Source organism: Exiguobacterium sp. s189 (genome assembly GCF_018617615.1).
In the GTDB taxonomy this organism is placed as follows: Bacteria; Bacillota; Bacilli; order Exiguobacteriales; family Exiguobacteriaceae; genus Exiguobacterium; species Exiguobacterium aestuarii_A.
Window position 1 is genome coordinate 15095 of the sequence record NZ_JACSKM010000016.1, and the last position, 16300, is coordinate 31394.

The 16300-nt window shown below is 48.8% G+C and carries 13 protein-coding genes and 2 tRNA genes; all 15 read left to right on the forward strand.

What is annotated here, in order from left to right; translation table 11 throughout:
* The first annotated feature begins 12 nt into the window (after positions 1 to 12).
* A complete protein-coding gene (gene spoVG / locus KNO99_RS14420; protein ID WP_214749829.1) occupies positions 13 to 312 on the forward strand; it encodes a septation regulator SpoVG in 300 nt (99 codons plus the stop codon).
* Between the two features lie 184 nt (positions 313 to 496).
* Positions 497 to 1852 carry a bifunctional UDP-N-acetylglucosamine diphosphorylase/glucosamine-1-phosphate N-acetyltransferase GlmU gene (glmU, locus tag KNO99_RS14425; RefSeq protein WP_214749832.1) on the forward strand — a complete coding sequence of 452 codons (1356 nt, stop codon included), beginning with the start codon at positions 497 to 499 and terminating at the stop codon, positions 1850 to 1852.
* Positions 1853 to 1897: 45 nt separating this feature from the next.
* Entirely contained in the window at positions 1898 to 2854 is a 957-nt protein-coding gene (locus KNO99_RS14430; protein ID WP_214697188.1) for a ribose-phosphate diphosphokinase, read from the forward strand.
* A gap of 55 nt (positions 2855 to 2909) precedes the next feature.
* Complete coding sequence (pth, locus tag KNO99_RS14435; RefSeq protein ID WP_214749835.1) at positions 2910 to 3467, forward strand: aminoacyl-tRNA hydrolase; 558 nt, start codon at positions 2910 to 2912, stop codon at positions 3465 to 3467.
* A gap of 45 nt (positions 3468 to 3512) precedes the next feature.
* Entirely contained in the window at positions 3513 to 7040 is a 3528-nt protein-coding gene (gene mfd / locus KNO99_RS14440; RefSeq protein ID WP_214749837.1) for a transcription-repair coupling factor, read from the forward strand.
* Positions 7024 to 8571: a polysaccharide biosynthesis protein gene (locus tag KNO99_RS14445; protein ID WP_214749840.1), complete on the forward strand. Its 1548-nt coding sequence runs from the start codon at positions 7024 to 7026 to the stop codon at positions 8569 to 8571. Before mfd ends, KNO99_RS14445 begins: the two co-directional genes overlap by 17 nt.
* 1 nt (position 8572) lies before the next feature.
* A complete protein-coding gene (yabN, locus tag KNO99_RS14450) occupies positions 8573 to 9988 on the forward strand; it encodes a bifunctional methyltransferase/pyrophosphohydrolase YabN (protein ID WP_214749843.1) in 1416 nt (471 codons plus the stop codon).
* Positions 9985 to 10257 (forward strand): RNA-binding S4 domain-containing protein, encoded by a 273-nt coding sequence (locus tag KNO99_RS14455; RefSeq protein ID WP_214749846.1) that lies wholly within the window; start codon positions 9985 to 9987, stop codon positions 10255 to 10257. Before yabN ends, KNO99_RS14455 begins: the two co-directional genes overlap by 4 nt.
* Positions 10258 to 10299: 42 nt before the next feature.
* Positions 10300 to 10674: an FtsB family cell division protein gene (locus KNO99_RS14460; protein WP_074036621.1), complete on the forward strand. Its 375-nt coding sequence runs from the start codon at positions 10300 to 10302 to the stop codon at positions 10672 to 10674.
* Positions 10675 to 10748: 74 nt separating this feature from the next.
* Positions 10749 to 11267, forward strand: a complete 519-nt coding sequence (locus tag KNO99_RS14465; RefSeq protein WP_214749849.1) for a S1 domain-containing RNA-binding protein — start codon at positions 10749 to 10751, stop codon at positions 11265 to 11267.
* A 202-nt stretch (positions 11268 to 11469) separates the two neighbouring features.
* Positions 11470 to 14082 carry a YhgE/Pip domain-containing protein gene (locus KNO99_RS14470; protein WP_214749852.1) on the forward strand — a complete coding sequence of 871 codons (2613 nt, stop codon included), beginning with the start codon at positions 11470 to 11472 and terminating at the stop codon, positions 14080 to 14082.
* A gap of 142 nt (positions 14083 to 14224) precedes the next feature.
* Positions 14225 to 14301: transfer RNA gene (locus tag KNO99_RS14475), tRNA-Met, on the forward strand.
* 9 nt (positions 14302 to 14310) lie between these two features.
* A tRNA-Glu gene (locus KNO99_RS14480) sits at positions 14311 to 14382 on the forward strand.
* A gap of 68 nt (positions 14383 to 14450) precedes the next feature.
* Positions 14451 to 15677, forward strand: a complete 1227-nt coding sequence (gene tilS / locus KNO99_RS14485; protein WP_214749855.1) for a tRNA lysidine(34) synthetase TilS — start codon at positions 14451 to 14453, stop codon at positions 15675 to 15677.
* Positions 15678 to 15712: 35 nt separating this feature from the next.
* On the forward strand, positions 15713 to 16258 hold the full coding sequence (gene hpt / locus KNO99_RS14490; protein ID WP_214743112.1) for a hypoxanthine phosphoribosyltransferase: 546 nt from the start codon (positions 15713 to 15715) through the stop codon (positions 16256 to 16258).
* The last annotated feature ends 42 nt before the right edge of the window (positions 16259 to 16300 follow it).

Consider the following 16300-nt stretch of genomic DNA (forward strand, 5'->3'; position numbering starts at 1 on the left):
GGGATGCGAAACATGCAGATCACAGACGTAAAAATTCGCAAAGTCGCGACAGAAGGCAGAATGAAAGCGTTGGCCTCAATCACACTTGACCATGAATTCGTTGTACATGACCTTCGAATCATCGAAGGAAGTAGCGGTCTATTTGTCGCCATGCCGAGCAAACGGACACCAGAAGGTATTTTTCGAGACATCGCGCATCCGATTAACGGGGAGATGCGACAAAAAGTTGAAGCGGCTGTATTGGAAACCTATTCCAATATGGAAGTGGAAGTGCTGGACCCTCAGCAGGTGTCGTACGGCACGAATGAATGACAGCAAACAGCGGTTAGGATACCTACCGCTGTTTTTTTGCGTTTCATTGGTTAAGGAACGGTACAACTATTGAAACGAAGGCATGGTTTCGATATAGTAGAAACGGTGTAAATAGGATTTAGTTGCAGAAAAGCCAAACTATACAGACCAATCACAGCTGTTGTGAGATAGGAGCGAATGAAGAATGGAGCGTTTTGCAGTCATTTTGGCAGCAGGAAAAGGGACGCGAATGAAGTCGAAGCTTTATAAAGTACTTCATCCGGTTCTAGGAAAACCGATGGTCGAGCACGTTGTCGACCAGTTAGACCAAATCGGTGTCAGTCGTCAAATCGTAATCGTTGGCCATGGGGCGGAAGCGGTACAAGATACGCTCGGCACACGAGTGGAATATGCGGTCCAAGAAGAACAACTTGGAACAGGGCATGCTGTTCAAATGGCAGAAGCAGAGCTTGCGGGTAAAGCAGGGGCGACACTTGTCGTCTGCGGAGATACACCGTTACTAACGGCAGAAACGTTGGAAGCCCTTCTCGCTCATCACGAAGCGCAACAAGCGAAAGTTACTGTGTTGACTGCGATTGCAGATGATGCGACAGGATACGGTCGTGTCGTTCGTGGTGAAGATGGGAACGTGACGAAAGTCGTTGAGCATAAAGATGCTTCTGAGGCAGAACTTGCCATCAATGAAATCAATACGGGAACGTACGTGTTCGATAACGAGTTATTGTTCGACGCGCTCAAACAAGTCGGAAACAATAACGCGCAAGGCGAATACTACTTGCCTGACGTCATCTCGATTGCAAAAGAAGCTGGCGAAGTCGTCGCAGCACATACAGCGCCAACGTTTGATGAGACAATCGGGGTCAATGACCGCGTTGCCTTGTCACAGGCGGAAGCAATCATGCGCAAACGCACGAACGAACGTCTCATGCGTGAAGGTGTCACGTTCATGGACCCGGCATCGACGTATATTTCTCCAGATGTGGTGATTGGTTCGGATACAATCATCTATCCGGGTACGGTCATCCTTGGGAAGACGACAATTGGTTCGGAATGTGTCATCGGACCGAACTCAGACATCCGCAACAGTGTGATTGAAGATCATGCTGTCGTGCGTCAGTCTGTCGTGACAGATAGCAAAATCGGTGAAGCGGCTCAGGTCGGACCGTTCGCTCACTTGCGCCAACAAGCTGTACTTGGTGCGAACACACGCGTCGGAAACTTCGTCGAGATTAAAAAATCGTCGTTTGGTGACGGTGCGAAAGCTTCGCACTTGAGCTACATCGGGGATGCGTCAATTGGCGAACGTGTCAACTTAGGTTGTGGATCAATCACGGTCAACTATGACGGCAAAAACAAGTTCGAGACAGTGGTAGAAGACGATGCGTTCGTCGGCTGTAACGTCAACTTGATTGCCCCGGTAAAAGTCGGAAAAGGTGCGATTGTCGCAGCCGGTTCGACAATTACAAATGACGTACCGGAAGAGGCGCTCGCGATTGCACGTGAACGCCAAACGAATAAAGAAGGTTACACAAAACGATAACTTGCTGCCAATCATTATGGAAAACGATGGAGGAGAATCCTAAACATGTCTACTGTATACGAACGAGAAATTCGTCTATTTAGCTTAAACTCGAACCGCCCGCTTGCTGAAGAAATCGCGAAAGAAATTGGTGTCCCGCTCAGTGATTGCCAAGTCAAACGTTTCAGCGACGGTGAACTCTATATCAACATCGAGGAAAGTGTTCGTGGAGATGATGTGTATGTCATCCAATCAACAAGCTCACCTGTAAACGAAACGCTCATGGAATTGCTCGTCATGATTGATGCACTCAAACGTGCTTCTGTCCGTACGATTAACATCGTGATGCCGTATTATGGGTATGCACGTCAAGACCGTAAAGCACGCTCGCGTGAGCCGATCACGGCGAAACTTGTCGCTGACCTTTTGACGGTAGCAGGTGCGACACGCGTCATCACAATGGACTTGCATGCAGCGCAAATCCAAGGATTCTTCAATATTCCGGTTGACCAATTACTCGGTGTGCCGCTCATCTCGACGTACTTTGAAACAGAAGAGTTTCAAGCGAAGGATATCGTGGTTGTCTCTCCAGACCACGGTGGCGTGACACGTGCACGTAAATTGGCAGAACGTTTGAAAGCTCCGATCGCCATCATCGATAAGCGTCGTCCGAAAGCGAACGTCGCTGAAGTGATGAACATCGTCGGAAGCGTTGAAGGGAAAACAGCAATTTTGATTGATGATATCATCGATACAGCGGGAACGATCACGCTTGCAGCGGATGCAATCGTCCAAGCTGGCGCGAAAGAAGTGTATGCGTCTTGTACGCACCCAGTCCTTTCTGGTCCAGCGATGGAGCGTATCGACAACTCATCGATCAAAGAATTGGTTGTTTTAAATACAATCGATTTGACGGGTCGTCCATGCTCGAGCAAAATCAGACAGATGTCGGTTGCCCATTTGCTTGGGGAAGCGATCATGCGTGTCCACGAGCACAAATCGGTCAGTACCCTATTCGATTAAAAAACGAGGCCCGGAGGCATTCGCCTTTGGGCTTTTTTGTTCAGGAGGAAATGATATGAAATGCATCGTCGGTCTTGGAAACCCTGGTAAAAAGTTCGAGATGACCCGACATAACATCGGTTTTTTGGCAATTGATCGCCTCGCTGAAAAGCATGGGATCTCGCTGAATGAAGCGAAGTTTAACGCCCTCATGGGAACGGGAAGAATCAATGGTGAACGCGTTGTACTTGTTAAACCCCTTACGTATATGAACTTATCGGGTGAAGCCGTCCGTCCAATTTTAGATTATTATAAGATTGAGATTGACGATTTACTTGTCATCTATGACGATTTGGATATGGTGCCAGGAAAACTGCGCTTCCGTCCAAAAGGGAGTGCAGGTGGTCACAACGGAATCAAATCGCTTATTCAACACTTAGGGACTGCAGAATTCAAGCGATTGAAACTTGGGATTGGACGTCCGCCTCACCCCATCAAAGTCGTCGACTGGGTGTTGATGAACTATCGGAAAGAGGACTTGCCGGAGTTGAACGAAACACTCGACAACGCCGTAACCGCAGCCACTGATTTCATAGATACAGATTGGCTAGCGCTGATGAATCGATACAACTAAAGGGTCATAGCACCCTTTTTTGTCGTATGAGTTGGAGGAAAACAAATGAATGCTTTAGAGAGATTTATGGTGGCGCTCCCGGAGACGAACGTGATTCGTGAGCGGCTACAAAAAGTAGACCGTCAATTGGTGACGGGACTGACGACAAGCGCGAAAGCTCTCGTCCTCGCAGGACTTGTGAAATCGTCATCGAGACGTCTCGTCGTCGTGACGCATAACATGTATCAAGCACAAAAAATGTTCGATCAACTCGAATCACTCATCGGACCGGAAAAAACATTGCTTTATCCGATTGATGAGACGCTGGCCGCTGAACTGTCGCTGACGTCTAGTCCTGAGCTGTTGGCCGCTCGAATCGATGCCCGTACTCGTCTCCTTGACCAAACAGGAGGCGTCGTTGTCGTGCCGCTCGGTGGATTACGACGCTATATGCCGAGCCCGGAAGCGTGGCAACATAGTCGTGTCATGCTAAAGCCGGGAAGTGATCTTGAGTTGGCAGACTTTGCGAAGCAATTGACAGGTATGGGGTATGAACGAACAGCGACCGTGACGACGCCTGGCGAATTTTCCGTACGAGGCAGTATTTTGGATGTCTACCCGCTCACAGAAGCGCGTCCGTACCGGATTGATTTATTTGATACCGAGATCGATTCCATTTTCACGTTCGATGCCGAGACGCAACGTTCACTCGGTGTGGTAGGGGAAGTGTGTATCACGCCTGCCACCGAGTTCATCGCCACTGACGATCAGTTGAAACAAGCCGGGCGTTCACTCCGAAAACAATATGACCGGACCGTCGAGTTGATTGAGAACGAAGTGATTCGTCAAGCGCTTGAAGAAGGAGTTGTAACGGACATCGAGCGCTTAGAGCGTGGTGATTTCCCGGATAAAGTTGGAAAGTATTCGCCGCTCCTTTATACGTCCACGCTCTTAGACTACGTAGGCAAAGACGCCGTACTTATTTTAGATGAAGTGGCACGAATCGATGATGCCGCGGACGTACAGGAGCGGGAAGAGGCGGAATGGTTCTCTTCACTCATCGAAAAAGGAGAGGCCGTCAGCAATTACACGCTTGCTGTCCCGATGCACAAAGTGTTTCGTGACTTGAAACAGGTGGCGTTCTCGCTACTTCCATCTCGTCGCTCAGGGATTCCGGAAACCGCGACGGTACATTTGAGCTGTCGTCCACTCCCGGCATTTCATGGACAGATGCACCTGTTAAAGCAAGAAGTAGAACGCTGGCAACAAGGGGATCAACGCATTGTCGTGCTTGCGGGAGACAAGTCACGCGCGGACAAGATTGAAGCGCTCCTTTCGGACTACGGCATTCATTCGACGTTCACGAATGTCGATGGAGAATTAGAACCGAGACGCGTATCCGTCATCATCGGTCAAATCGAAGGTGGATTCGAATTGTCGACGAGTCGTCTCGTCGTCGTATCAGAAGAGGAATTGTTTAAACGTGTGACGAAGCGGAAGCGTCAGACGAAGAACTTAACGAACGCAGAACGGATTAAGAGCTATCAAGAGTTGAAGCCGAACGACTATGTCGTCCATGTGCATCATGGGATTGGGAAGTACTTAGGCATTAAAACCATCGAGGTCGGAGGAATTCATCAAGACTATCTCCATCTCGTGTATGCCGGTGATGATGCGCTCTATGTGCCGGTCGATCAAATTGATCTCGTTCAAAAATATGTCGGCGCCGAAGGAAAAGAACCGAAGATTTATAAACTCGGGGGCACCGAGTGGAAGAAAGTGAAATCGAAAGTTGCCAAGTCGGTTGAAGATATCGCCGATGAGCTCATTAAATTGTATGCGGCACGAGAAGCATCGGTCGGATTTGCGTTTCCACCGGATGATGAGGAGATGGGACAATTTGAATCCTCCTTCCCTTATGCGGAGACAGAGGACCAGGTCCGCTCGATTGCTGAAATTAAAGCAGACATGGAACGTTCACGTCCGATGGATCGTCTTTTATGTGGGGATGTCGGCTACGGCAAAACAGAAGTGGCAATCCGAGCGGCATTCAAGGCGGTGCTCGCCGGAAAACAAGTCGCATTTCTCGTCCCGACGACCGTCCTCGCCCAACAACATTATGAAACGATGCTCGAGCGATTCAGTGAATTCCCGATTAACGTTTCTGTCATGAGTCGTTTCCGCTCAAAGAGTGAGATGGCTGCGACGAAGAAGGGCTTGAAGGAAGGGACGATTGATATCGTCGTCGGGACACACCGAGTGTTGTCAAAAGACGTGACGTTCGCGAACCTCGGTCTCGTTATCATCGATGAAGAGCAACGGTTCGGCGTCAAGCATAAAGAGCGTCTGAAGCAATTGAAGACGAACATCGACGTACTCACGTTGACGGCCACACCGATTCCACGAACACTTCATATGTCGATGATTGGAATCCGCGACTTGTCTGTCCTCGAAACACCACCAGAGAACCGCTACCCGGTTCAGACGTATGTTATGGAATATGACGGCATCGTCTTACGTGAAGCGTTAGAGCGTGAACTTGCTCGTGGAGGACAGGCGTTCTTCCTCTACAACCGTGTCGAGGGCATCGAGCGGAAAGCGGAAGAGATTCGAGCCCTATTGCCTGAAGCGCGTATTGCAACGGCACACGGTCGCATGACCGAGAGCGAACTCGAAAGCCAGTTGATCAGTTTCCTCGAAGGGGAAGCGGATATTTTAGTCTCGACGACGATTATCGAGACAGGAATCGACATTCCAAACGTCAATACACTCATCGTCCATGATGCTGACAAGATGGGACTTTCCCAACTGTATCAACTTCGTGGTCGAGTCGGACGTTCGAATCGAATTGCGTATGCTTACTTCACGTATCGAAAAGATAAGCGCTTGACCGAAGTGGCAGAAAGTCGTCTTCAAGCCATTAAAGAATTCACCGAACTCGGAAGCGGCTTTAAGATCGCGATGCGCGACTTGTCGATTCGAGGTGCCGGTAACTTGCTAGGCGCACAACAATCTGGATTCATCGATTCAGTCGGTTTCGACCTGTATTCTCAAATGCTCTCCGAAGCAATCGAGGAACGGAAAGACCGGATGCGTGGACAGGCGAAACAAGTCGTCTTCAAGCCGGAAATCGCCTTCCAAGCGGATGCCTACATCCCGGACGACTATTTGTCGGATAGTGAGCTGAAGATTGAGATGTATAAGCGTTTCAAATACGTCGATACACCAAACGCGTTGTTCGCCTTACAAGACGAGTTGATTGAGCGATTCGGGGAATTCCCGGAACCAGTCGCCCTTCTCATTCAGCTGACACGTCTACGGATTTACGGAGAACTGGCGAAAGTGAGCCGAATCAAACAAACGCCTGGACGGATTGAAATTGTCTTATCGAAAGATTCGACGACAGCTCTCGATGTACCATCCTTTATGGAATGGACGATGCCGCTCGGTCGTAAATTAGGAATCGGTCAAGAAGACGGAGCCTTGAAATTGTCACTCAGTGGTCGAATGCCACTCACAGAGCTCTTGAATGATGCCGATACTGTATTAGAAGAACTGACGAAGCGGTTGGTGGGCGATGCGGTCGCCAAGTAAGTTTGCGCAAGGTGTCGTCCTGTTCGCCCTTGCCGGTTATGTCTCTAAACTGATCAGCTTCGCGTATCGCGTCCCATATCAAAACTTGGCGGGTGACTTTGGACTCTATGCTTATCAAACCGTCTATCCGTTCGCTGCGATTATCGCATCGCTCGGAATTTATGCGATGCCGGTCGTCATTGCAAAAATAGGGGTCGGCGCAAAGGGGTCGACCCAGAAGTTAGAAGTGTTATGGGGCAGTTTTTATGCGTTGCTTCTGCTTTCTATCACGCTTGTTGTCACGATGTGGATCTTTGCCCCGACACTCGCAATGTGGCTCGGGGATGAACAGTTGGCCCCGGCGCTTCGCGTAATCAGTTTGAGTTACTTACTCATGCCGGCGTCCGCCGTGTTACGTGGTGCCTTTCAATCAAGGGATGATTTACGACCGAGCGCGTGGTCGCAAGTGTTAGAAAATTTTGTACGCGTGACGGTCATGCTGTCGCTCTTGTGGATTGGCGTACGTCTTGGAAAAGATGCATACACGCTCAGTCAATACGCGTATGGCGCGACGCTTGTCGGTGGGGTTGTGGCGATTGCCTTTTTAATCTATCAGGCGCGCGGCCTACGAATCGTAAAAGTACGACGTGTCACGTTTCGACATGGATTGCGCCTATTGTTGACGACAGGGTTCGCGGTCGGATTTGCCTCGCTCGGAATCTTATGGATGCAACTCGTCGACTCCTTTACAATCGTCAATTTAATGGGGGAGACGTATGAGGCGAAAGTGAGCAAAGGCGTGTTCGACCGTGGATACCCACTTGTCCAATTTGCGATCCTGTTCGCAACGACCATCGGTATGGCCAACGTCCCAACACTCGTCCGACACTATCGAGCGGGACATCTGCAAAAAACGACACAAGGGCTCCGTTCGATGATTCGGGTGACAACAGCCATTGCGGGTGCGGCGACCGTCGGATTGATGGGGGTGATGTTTTTCTTAAACGTTGCCTTGTTTGAAGATGGCTCAGGCACGCGGGCGCTCGTGTTATTGGCGACGAGTACGTTTGCAGCATCGCTAGCGATTGCAAGCATGACTTGCCTTCAAGCAATCGACCGTGAATGGATTGCCGCTCGCAGTATGGTTGTCGCGATTTTGGCAAAAGGTGTCGTAAACGTAGGGCTTGTCCCCTTCTATGGGATTGAAGGAGCGGCCATCGGCACCTCACTCGGCTTTTTGGCGATGGCGTTCTATAACTTTCGGGCGCTCGACCGTTCGATTCCGCTCGGGTCGTTTCGGTCGAAGCATTACAAGTCGCTATCGAAAGCGCTGGTGCCCATGTTATTACTCGTTGCCGTGTTAAACTGGATGGGTCAGATGTGGGTCGATTCGCGAATCGCAGCCTTCGGATGGTTAATCGGGATGGTATGTAGCGGAGCCGCCCTTTATATATGGAGATTATGGAGCACGCGAATGCTATCACTTGAGGAATGGGAATTCATCCCGTTCGGTGGTCGTCTCCTCGATGTGCTCGAAAAAAAGGAGAACTAGTATGGGTTATACAATCACGGTGGTCGGTCTTGGATCTGGTGAGCTGAATCAATTGCCACTCGGAGTGTACCGTCATTTGAAGCAACAACCGCTCGTCTGGTTACGGACGAAAGAACACCCTGTTGTACGTGAGTTAGAGTCAGAAGGGCTCGCATTCGAGTCGTTTGATTCGATTTATGAATCGAGTGATACGTTTGAAGAGGTGTACGATCAAATTGTCGAGACGTTGATGAACAAAAGTGAAGAGATGGCGATCACGTATGCTGTACCCGGTCACCCGTTCGTCGCCGAGCGAACTGTCGAGCTTTTAGTGGAACGTGGAGCGGACCTTCACGTACTCGGCGGGCAAAGCTTCTTAGATGCGATGTTCCAAGCTTTGCAAATTGATCCAATCAACGGCTTTCAGTTGTTGGATGCGACGGCGCTCGACCTTGAACGCCTGCAGGTGACGCAACATGTGTTGATTGGCCAAGTGTACGATGGATTTGTAGCGGGAGACGTAAAAGTGCAACTGATGGAACGTTATCCGGATGAGCACCCTGTTACACTTGTGACAGCTGCGGGTACCACACAAGAACGAATCGAACACATTCCGTTGTTCGAAATGGACCGCATGGCGGAAGTGAACAACTTGACGACCCTCTATGTCCCGCCACTCACGGATGAAGCTTATTTGGCGAAAGATTTTGCAACGCTCAAACAAATCATCGCCACACTTCGTGGACCGGACGGTTGCCCGTGGGATCGCAAACAAACGCATGAGTCGCTTCGGAAGTATTTGTTAGAAGAAGCGTATGAACTCATTGAAGCCATCAATGCAGAAGATGACGATGCCATCATCGAGGAACTCGGTGACGTGTTGCTTCAAGTCATGTTACATGCCCAAATCGGTGCAGACGAAGGGTATTTCGATATTCGTGATGTCATCGGGGCAATCAGTGAAAAGATGGTCCGCCGTCATCCGCACGTCTTTGGAGATGTCACCGTCGAAGATGCCTCCGACGTGGTAAAAAATTGGAATACGATTAAACAAGCGGAAAAAGGGGAAAAGAAACAATCGCAACTCGATGGTGTACTCGTCGACGAACCTTCATTGATGCGTGCTGAACAACTTCAAAAGAAAGCCGGTCAAATCGGATTCGAATGGGATGACGTGTCGGGCGCTTTTGAAAAATTGGAAGAAGAACTGCACGAGTGGCGTGAAGATTTGAGTGACGAATCAGAACTTGGCGATGTATTATTCTCCATCGTCAACATCGCGCGATACGTTGGGCTAAATGCCGAGCAAGCGTTAGAACAGACGAACCGAAAGTTCAAACGTCGATTCGAGTATATAGAAGCGAATGGTGACCTTCAGCAGATGACGCTCGAACAGATGGATGCTCTTTGGAACGAGGCAAAGGAGAAAGGGTTATGAGATTAGATAAATTTTTGAAAGTATCCCGCTTGATCAAGCGACGCACGCTCGCAAAAGAAGTAGCAGATCAAGGGCGGATTCAGCTAAATGGACAAGTGGCGAAGGCGAGTACCGATGTTAAAGTCGGAGACGAGCTGCAAATTCGATTCGGAAACAAGCTCGTCACGGTCATCATTGACTCGATTGCGGAACATGCACGTAAAGAAGATGCGAAAGAAATGTATCGTTTACTTAAAGAAGAGAAGATGGACGGTAGTATCGACTCGTAAAAAAAAGTATACTTAATGTATTAAGAGGAGGGGGATGAGGCGATGAACGGACGTAATCCGATGGATCGACAACGGCGCATTCGAGCGCTAGATGAGCGTAGAGAACAGCTGGAAAAAGACACACATCGCCGAAGAGTTCATCTTCGACGTCGTTTGGCGGCAGCCTCACTCCTATTTTTATTCGTCATGGTATTGATTGGACAGAGTTACTTTTCAAAGGTGGGCTATGTATCGGACCAACAACAAGCTTACGCACAAGCGAAAGTGGAGTTGCAAGAACAGAAAGCTGAGCAAGATGAGTTGAAGGAACAAGTGGAACGTTTGCAGGATGAGGATTATATCGCGAACTTGGCGCGAAACGAGCTCCTCTTCTCCAAAGATGGAGAGATTATTTTCTACTTCTCCCCAGAGGAATAAGTCGGTTCGTTGACCGCTAGGGAAACGACTCGTATAATTGAAAAGAATCAATCAAAAAAGGAGTACATTATTTTATGTCAATTGAAGTAGGAAGCAAGGTACAAGGTAAGGTTACAGGGATTACGCATTTCGGAGCGTTCGTTGAGCTCCCAAACGGCAAGACAGGATTAGTACACATCAGTGAAGTGGCGGACTCTTACGTCAAAGACATTAACGAAGTGTTGACAGTTGGTCAAGAAGTCACGGTAAAAGTGTTGAACGTCGAAAATGATGGGAAAATCGGGTTATCCATCAAGAAAGCAGTCGATCGTCCTGTAAGTGAACGCCCTGAACGTCCAGAGCGTCCAGCCGGTGAGCGTTTCTCTCGTGGCCCACGCCCAGGTGGCCCAGGTCAAGGCGGTCCGCGCGGTGGCGGTGGCCCACGCGGTGGCGGCGGCCCACGTGGCGGCGGTCGTCGTGGTGAACAACGTCGTGAACCAGAAACATTCGATACGTTGATGAGCAAATTCTTGAAAGACAGCGACGAGCGTCTTTCGACGTTGAAACGTCAAACAGATTCGAAACGCGGTGGACGTGGAGCCAAACGCGGGTAATCCTTCGATACCAATTAGCTTCTACTCGTAACCATATAGGTCTTGTAACAAGACAAGTCGTGAACATTTTTGTTCACGACTTTTTTTGTTTTAAAAAATTTATAAAAAATAACTAAATATAGTTGATTTTTTTCGAGGAAGAGAGCAAAATAGGGAACATGAAAAAATAGTTATGTTTTATAAGTGAAGGTGGAGAGAAAAAATGAATGGATGGAAACTATGGACGGCGGAGTGGCGGAGTATCTTTAAGAACCCACGTGTGTTGGTTCCGATTCTCGCAGTCGCGCTCGTACCGTTAATGTATGCCGGTATGTTTTTGTGGGCTTTCTGGGATCCGTATGGACAGATGAAAGATTTACCGGTCGCCATCGTCAACGAAGATAAAGGGGCATCGTTTGAAGGGGAGTCACTTGAAATCGGGAACGATTTGATTGATAAGTTACTAGATTCGGAAGCCTTCGAGTTTGTCGAGACGACAAAGAAGGAAGCAGAATCTGGATTGAAAGACCATGATTATTATATGGCAATCGAGATTCCAGAAGACTTTTCGGAGAAGGCGACGACTGCTCTAGATGAACATCCAGAGCAACTTGAATTGAAGTACATTGCGAATGAATCGTATAACTTTTTAGCCGCACAAATCGGTGGCTCTGCAATGGAGCAAGTGAAAGCAGAGCTTTCGACCGAGGTATCGAAACAGTACGTCAGTGCATTGAAAGATGGACTGAATGACGTGGCGGACGGACTTGGTGAAGCCGCGGATGGTGCGACAAAACTTGCCGACGGTTCTACGTCAGCGAAGGATGGTGCCGTCAAATTGGCGGATGGAACGGAACTTCTCGCCACGAAACAACGCGAACTTGCAGATGGTGCAAGTGAGTTAAATGACGGAATCGCTCAGTTGTCCGATGGTTCATCTGAACTCGCGGACGGGACGAAACTTCTTGCGACGAAACAGCGTGAGCTCGCTAACGGTGCAAGCCAGTTAAACGATGGTGTGACTCAGTTGGCAGAAGGTTCATCTGAACTCGCGGATGGAAGTCAGCAAGTGTACGACGGGTCAACTGCTTTGTCAGACGGGGTACACCGCGTGAATGATGGCGCATCCGCCTTACAAGACGGAACGAACCAGCTCGTTGAAGGAACAGGGGCATTCGCATCCAAATTAGATGAGCTTCACATGGGTGCGAAAACGTTGAATCAAGGCGTTCAAGACCTTGCTGCTGGCATCGAGCGTTCAAAAGAAGGGGCGTCTGCATTGAATGACGGCGCAAACCAACTAGCAGGTGCATTGACGAAAGCGAAAGAAGGAAACACTGCTCTCATCGCGGGTCAAACTGAAGTGGTCAATGGAATTGGACAAATGAAATCTGAATTGACGGCGAAACAGGATGAGTTGATTGGACAATTAACGGCACTTGCTGAGTCCGGTCAATCTGCGTCACCTGAAATGCTTCAAGCCATCGCAGCACAACTCACTGAAGGAAAACAAGCGACAGCGGCTGGGTTTGATCAATTAGCTGCAGGGGCGACGCAAGTGAAAGAGGGACAGACCTCATTGGCGGCAGGTCTTGCACAAGCAGAAACAGGTGCAGGACAACTTTCGTCAGGGCTTTCTGAATTGAACACGGGTCAAACGAAGTTAGCGGAAGGTGCTCAGGCGTTAGCAAGTGGTTCGAGTCAAATCGAACAAGGGACACAAACCGCAGTCGACCGCTCACAAGAACTCGTGTCAGCGAGTTCAAAACTCAATCAAGGTGCAACACAACTTCAAGACGGGACAACTGAACTTACGGCAGGCAGTGACAAACTCGTAGCCGCGACTGGACAGTTGTCTGAAGGTAGTGTGAAGCTTGCCGATGGTGCGAAAAGCGCAAGTTCGGGAACGAGTGAGTTGGCGAATGGTGCTACTCAATTAGCAGACGGTGGACAAAAACTTCAAGAAGGTAGTCGTGAACTTGCCGATGGCGCGAAGGCTGCCGGGGCAGGAACAAGCAAGTTGACGGACGGCGCGAATCAGCTCGCGGACGGCGGACGAGAACTTTCAGATGGTAGCGGAGAACTCGCAGATGGAATGACAGATCTCGCATCAGGTAGTGATGAACTTCGTGACGCTCTAGTCAAAGGTGCGAAAGATGCAGACATCGGCTTGAACGATGAGAATGTCGAGATGATGGCAGGACCAGTGTCACTCGTCGATAACTCGATTCACGAGGTACCGAACTATGGTACAGGGTTTGCTCCATACTTCATGTCACTCGGACTCTTTGTCGGGGCGCTTCTCTTATCGATCGTCTATCCATTGTACGATCCAGCTGGACGTCCAAAACGTAGTCTTTCATGGGTATTGTCGAAGTCTGGTGTTCTCATGGTCGTTGGATTCCTGCAAGCGCTCATTTTAGACGTGGCGATGGTGCAACTATTAGGACTTGAAATAAGCGAACCATTGAAATTCTTCGGATTTAGTTGGTTGACGAGCATCACATTCCTCTTTATTGTGCAGTTACTCGTCACCACACTCGGGAACCCAGGACGTTTTGTAGCAATCGTCTTATTGATCTTGCAATTGACGACTTCTGCTGGAACGTTCCCGCTCGAGTTGATTCCACGAGCATTGCAACCGTTCAATGCGCTCCTTCCAATGACGTATACGGTTGCCGGATATAAAGAAATCTTGTCAGCTGACGGTGCACAGTATTTGCAGACGGCGACAGCATATTTAGCATTTGTGACTGTTGGATGTTTTGCATTACTGTGGGCGTACTTCCGAATCGCATGGAAGAAAAAATATCGCCAAGTCGTATCAGAAGCATGATGTAAAAACGTAATGAAATCGTGTATAGTGATGGAGATGACACTATGCACGATTTTTTTATTAAAAAAATTTCAAAAAAGAATTGACACTCGAATGGTGACTGGTTATTATAGAAAATGTGCTTAGGACACAACAATAACATGGCGGTGTAGCTCAGCTGGCTAGAGCGTACGGTTCATACCCGTGAGGTCGTGGGTTCGACTCCCTCCGCCGCTACCATTTTATTAAGGCCCGTTGGTCAAGCGGTTAAGACACCGCCCTTTCACGGCGGTAACACGGGTTCGAATCCCGTACGGGTCACTTAGCCTAAGCGAAAAGAAGCCATCTCAATCGAGATGGCTTCTTTTGTTATATCAAGGAGGGAATTCATGAAAAAAGTGCTCGTCGCAGTGTCTGGTGGAGTGGATTCCATTGTCTTATTGAATCGTCTTGTCAAAGAGGGCTGGGATGTGGCGGTGGCGCATGTCCATCATGGCGTACGAGAAGCTTCAGACGAAGAGTATAGGTTCGTCGCCCGCGTCGCAGAAACCTACCATATTCCGTTTCATGGAACACGTCTCTGCTTTCAAGATGGAGGATCACAAGCCCGATATCGGGAAGCGCGCTATCAATTTTTTGAAGACGTCATGAACACATATGGATACGACACATTGGCCACAGCGCACCATGCGGACGACGAGTTAGAAACAGTGCTCATTCAGCTACATCGAAACGTGGTCGAAGTAAAAGGGATTCCCGAAAGTCGGCAATTTGGTAACGGGAGGCTCATCCGTCCGTTGTTACATGAGTCGAAAGCTCAACTGATCGAGTATGCACGACAGAATGAATTAGAGTGGCGCGAAGACGCAACGAATCAAGAACGTACTTACTTAAGGAATCAAATTCGCCACGAGATCGTGCCACGACTGAAACAGATGCGGCCATCGATTGTGAGAGAAGTCAGCGAAGCAGCAAAAGTGGCCCGTGCCGATTGGGATGGCAGGTATCAATCGTGCGAACGATGGGTGGAGGCATATGTCGAACTTGAAATGAAAGCGTTTCATGTGAAACTCGAGGATTTCGAGCGCTTATCATTCCTTGAACGGTATACGGTCGGTCGATTGCTGTCCACTCGTTACGAGGTGAATGTGAACGAGGCGATAGAGAAGCTACTCCAGAGTCAAAAAGATACAGGAACCTATCATCTGACAGGCGAGTGGTTCATGACGAAGCAGAATAGGGTACTGAATCTTGTACAGCGTTCTGCGTCAGGTTCACTTCACCCCATTCAAATTGATTCGTTGCCGGCCGTTGTTGAATTCGGAGACCGAACCATCTCTTTATCTGTCGAGGAGGGGAGAGAGGGCATTCCGTTGCATGAGATCACTTATCCGCTTACGATTCGGACAAGTGCACCAGGTGACCGAATGCGATTGGCCGTGGGGACAAAGAAAGTGTCCCGTATCCTGATCGATGAAAAGATTGAGCGTACGATTCGTCCGACGCTACCCCTGCTTGTGGACGCCTCAGGACGAATTCTCGCGATTGTCGGGGTACGAGTTTCAGAATTTCTAGACAAGTCGGATGCGATTTGCCTACGATTAATGGTAAAATGATGATTGTGTCGAAACAGAAAGAGGAGGATTTCAAGATGTCATTAATGAACGATATGGAGAAAGTTTTAATCTCACGTGAAGAGATTCAAGAAAAGGTGAAAGAACTCGCTGGAACACTGAGCGAAGACTATAAAGAAGAGTTTCCGCTTCTCGTGTGTGTATTGAAAGGCGCGATGCCGTTCATGTCCGACCTCGTCAAGGAAATGGATATCCATTTAGAAATGGACTTCATGGACGTGTCGACGTATCACGGAGGAACTTCTTCAACAGGTGAAGTAAAAATCGAGAAAGATTTAAATACATCTGTAGAAGGACGCGACATCTTGATTGTAGAAGATATTATTGATAGTGGATTGACGCTTGGCTATCTCGTCGATCTTCTTAAATACCGTAAAGCGAAGTCTGTGAAGATTGTCACGCTTCTCGACAAACCGACAGGACGCAAAAATGGTTTATCAGCAGACTATAGCGGTTTCGTGATTCCACACGAATTCGTTGTCGGTTACGGTCTCGATTATGAAGAGAAATATCGTAACCTTCCTTACGTCGGTGTGCTCAAACCGAGCGTTTACGGGGGCTAACGTTTTTCTTTTGAAAATGTGACGTGGTAAGATAAAAGAAAT

What these genes read in the sequence shown, in the direction of transcription:
- spoVG (WP_214749829.1), top strand. Translation starts at nt 13, where the DNA reads ATGCAGATCACAGACGTAAAAATTCGCAAAGTCGCGACAGAAGGCAGA.
- glmU (WP_214749832.1), top strand. Translation starts at nt 497, where the DNA reads ATGGAGCGTTTTGCAGTCATTTTGGCAGCAGGAAAAGGGACGCGAATG.
- KNO99_RS14430 (WP_214697188.1), top strand. Translation starts at nt 1,898, where the DNA reads ATGTCTACTGTATACGAACGAGAAATTCGTCTATTTAGCTTAAACTCG.
- pth (WP_214749835.1), top strand. Translation starts at nt 2,910, where the DNA reads ATGAAATGCATCGTCGGTCTTGGAAACCCTGGTAAAAAGTTCGAGATG.
- mfd (WP_214749837.1), top strand. Translation starts at nt 3,513, where the DNA reads ATGAATGCTTTAGAGAGATTTATGGTGGCGCTCCCGGAGACGAACGTG.
- KNO99_RS14445 (WP_214749840.1), top strand. Translation starts at nt 7,024, where the DNA reads ATGCGGTCGCCAAGTAAGTTTGCGCAAGGTGTCGTCCTGTTCGCCCTT.
- yabN (WP_214749843.1), top strand. Translation starts at nt 8,573, where the DNA reads ATGGGTTATACAATCACGGTGGTCGGTCTTGGATCTGGTGAGCTGAAT.
- KNO99_RS14455 (WP_214749846.1), top strand. Translation starts at nt 9,985, where the DNA reads ATGAGATTAGATAAATTTTTGAAAGTATCCCGCTTGATCAAGCGACGC.
- KNO99_RS14460 (WP_074036621.1), top strand. Translation starts at nt 10,300, where the DNA reads ATGAACGGACGTAATCCGATGGATCGACAACGGCGCATTCGAGCGCTA.
- KNO99_RS14465 (WP_214749849.1), top strand. Translation starts at nt 10,749, where the DNA reads ATGTCAATTGAAGTAGGAAGCAAGGTACAAGGTAAGGTTACAGGGATT.
- KNO99_RS14470 (WP_214749852.1), top strand. Translation starts at nt 11,470, where the DNA reads ATGAATGGATGGAAACTATGGACGGCGGAGTGGCGGAGTATCTTTAAG.
- tilS (WP_214749855.1), top strand. Translation starts at nt 14,451, where the DNA reads ATGAAAAAAGTGCTCGTCGCAGTGTCTGGTGGAGTGGATTCCATTGTC.
- hpt (WP_214743112.1), top strand. Translation starts at nt 15,713, where the DNA reads ATGTCATTAATGAACGATATGGAGAAAGTTTTAATCTCACGTGAAGAG.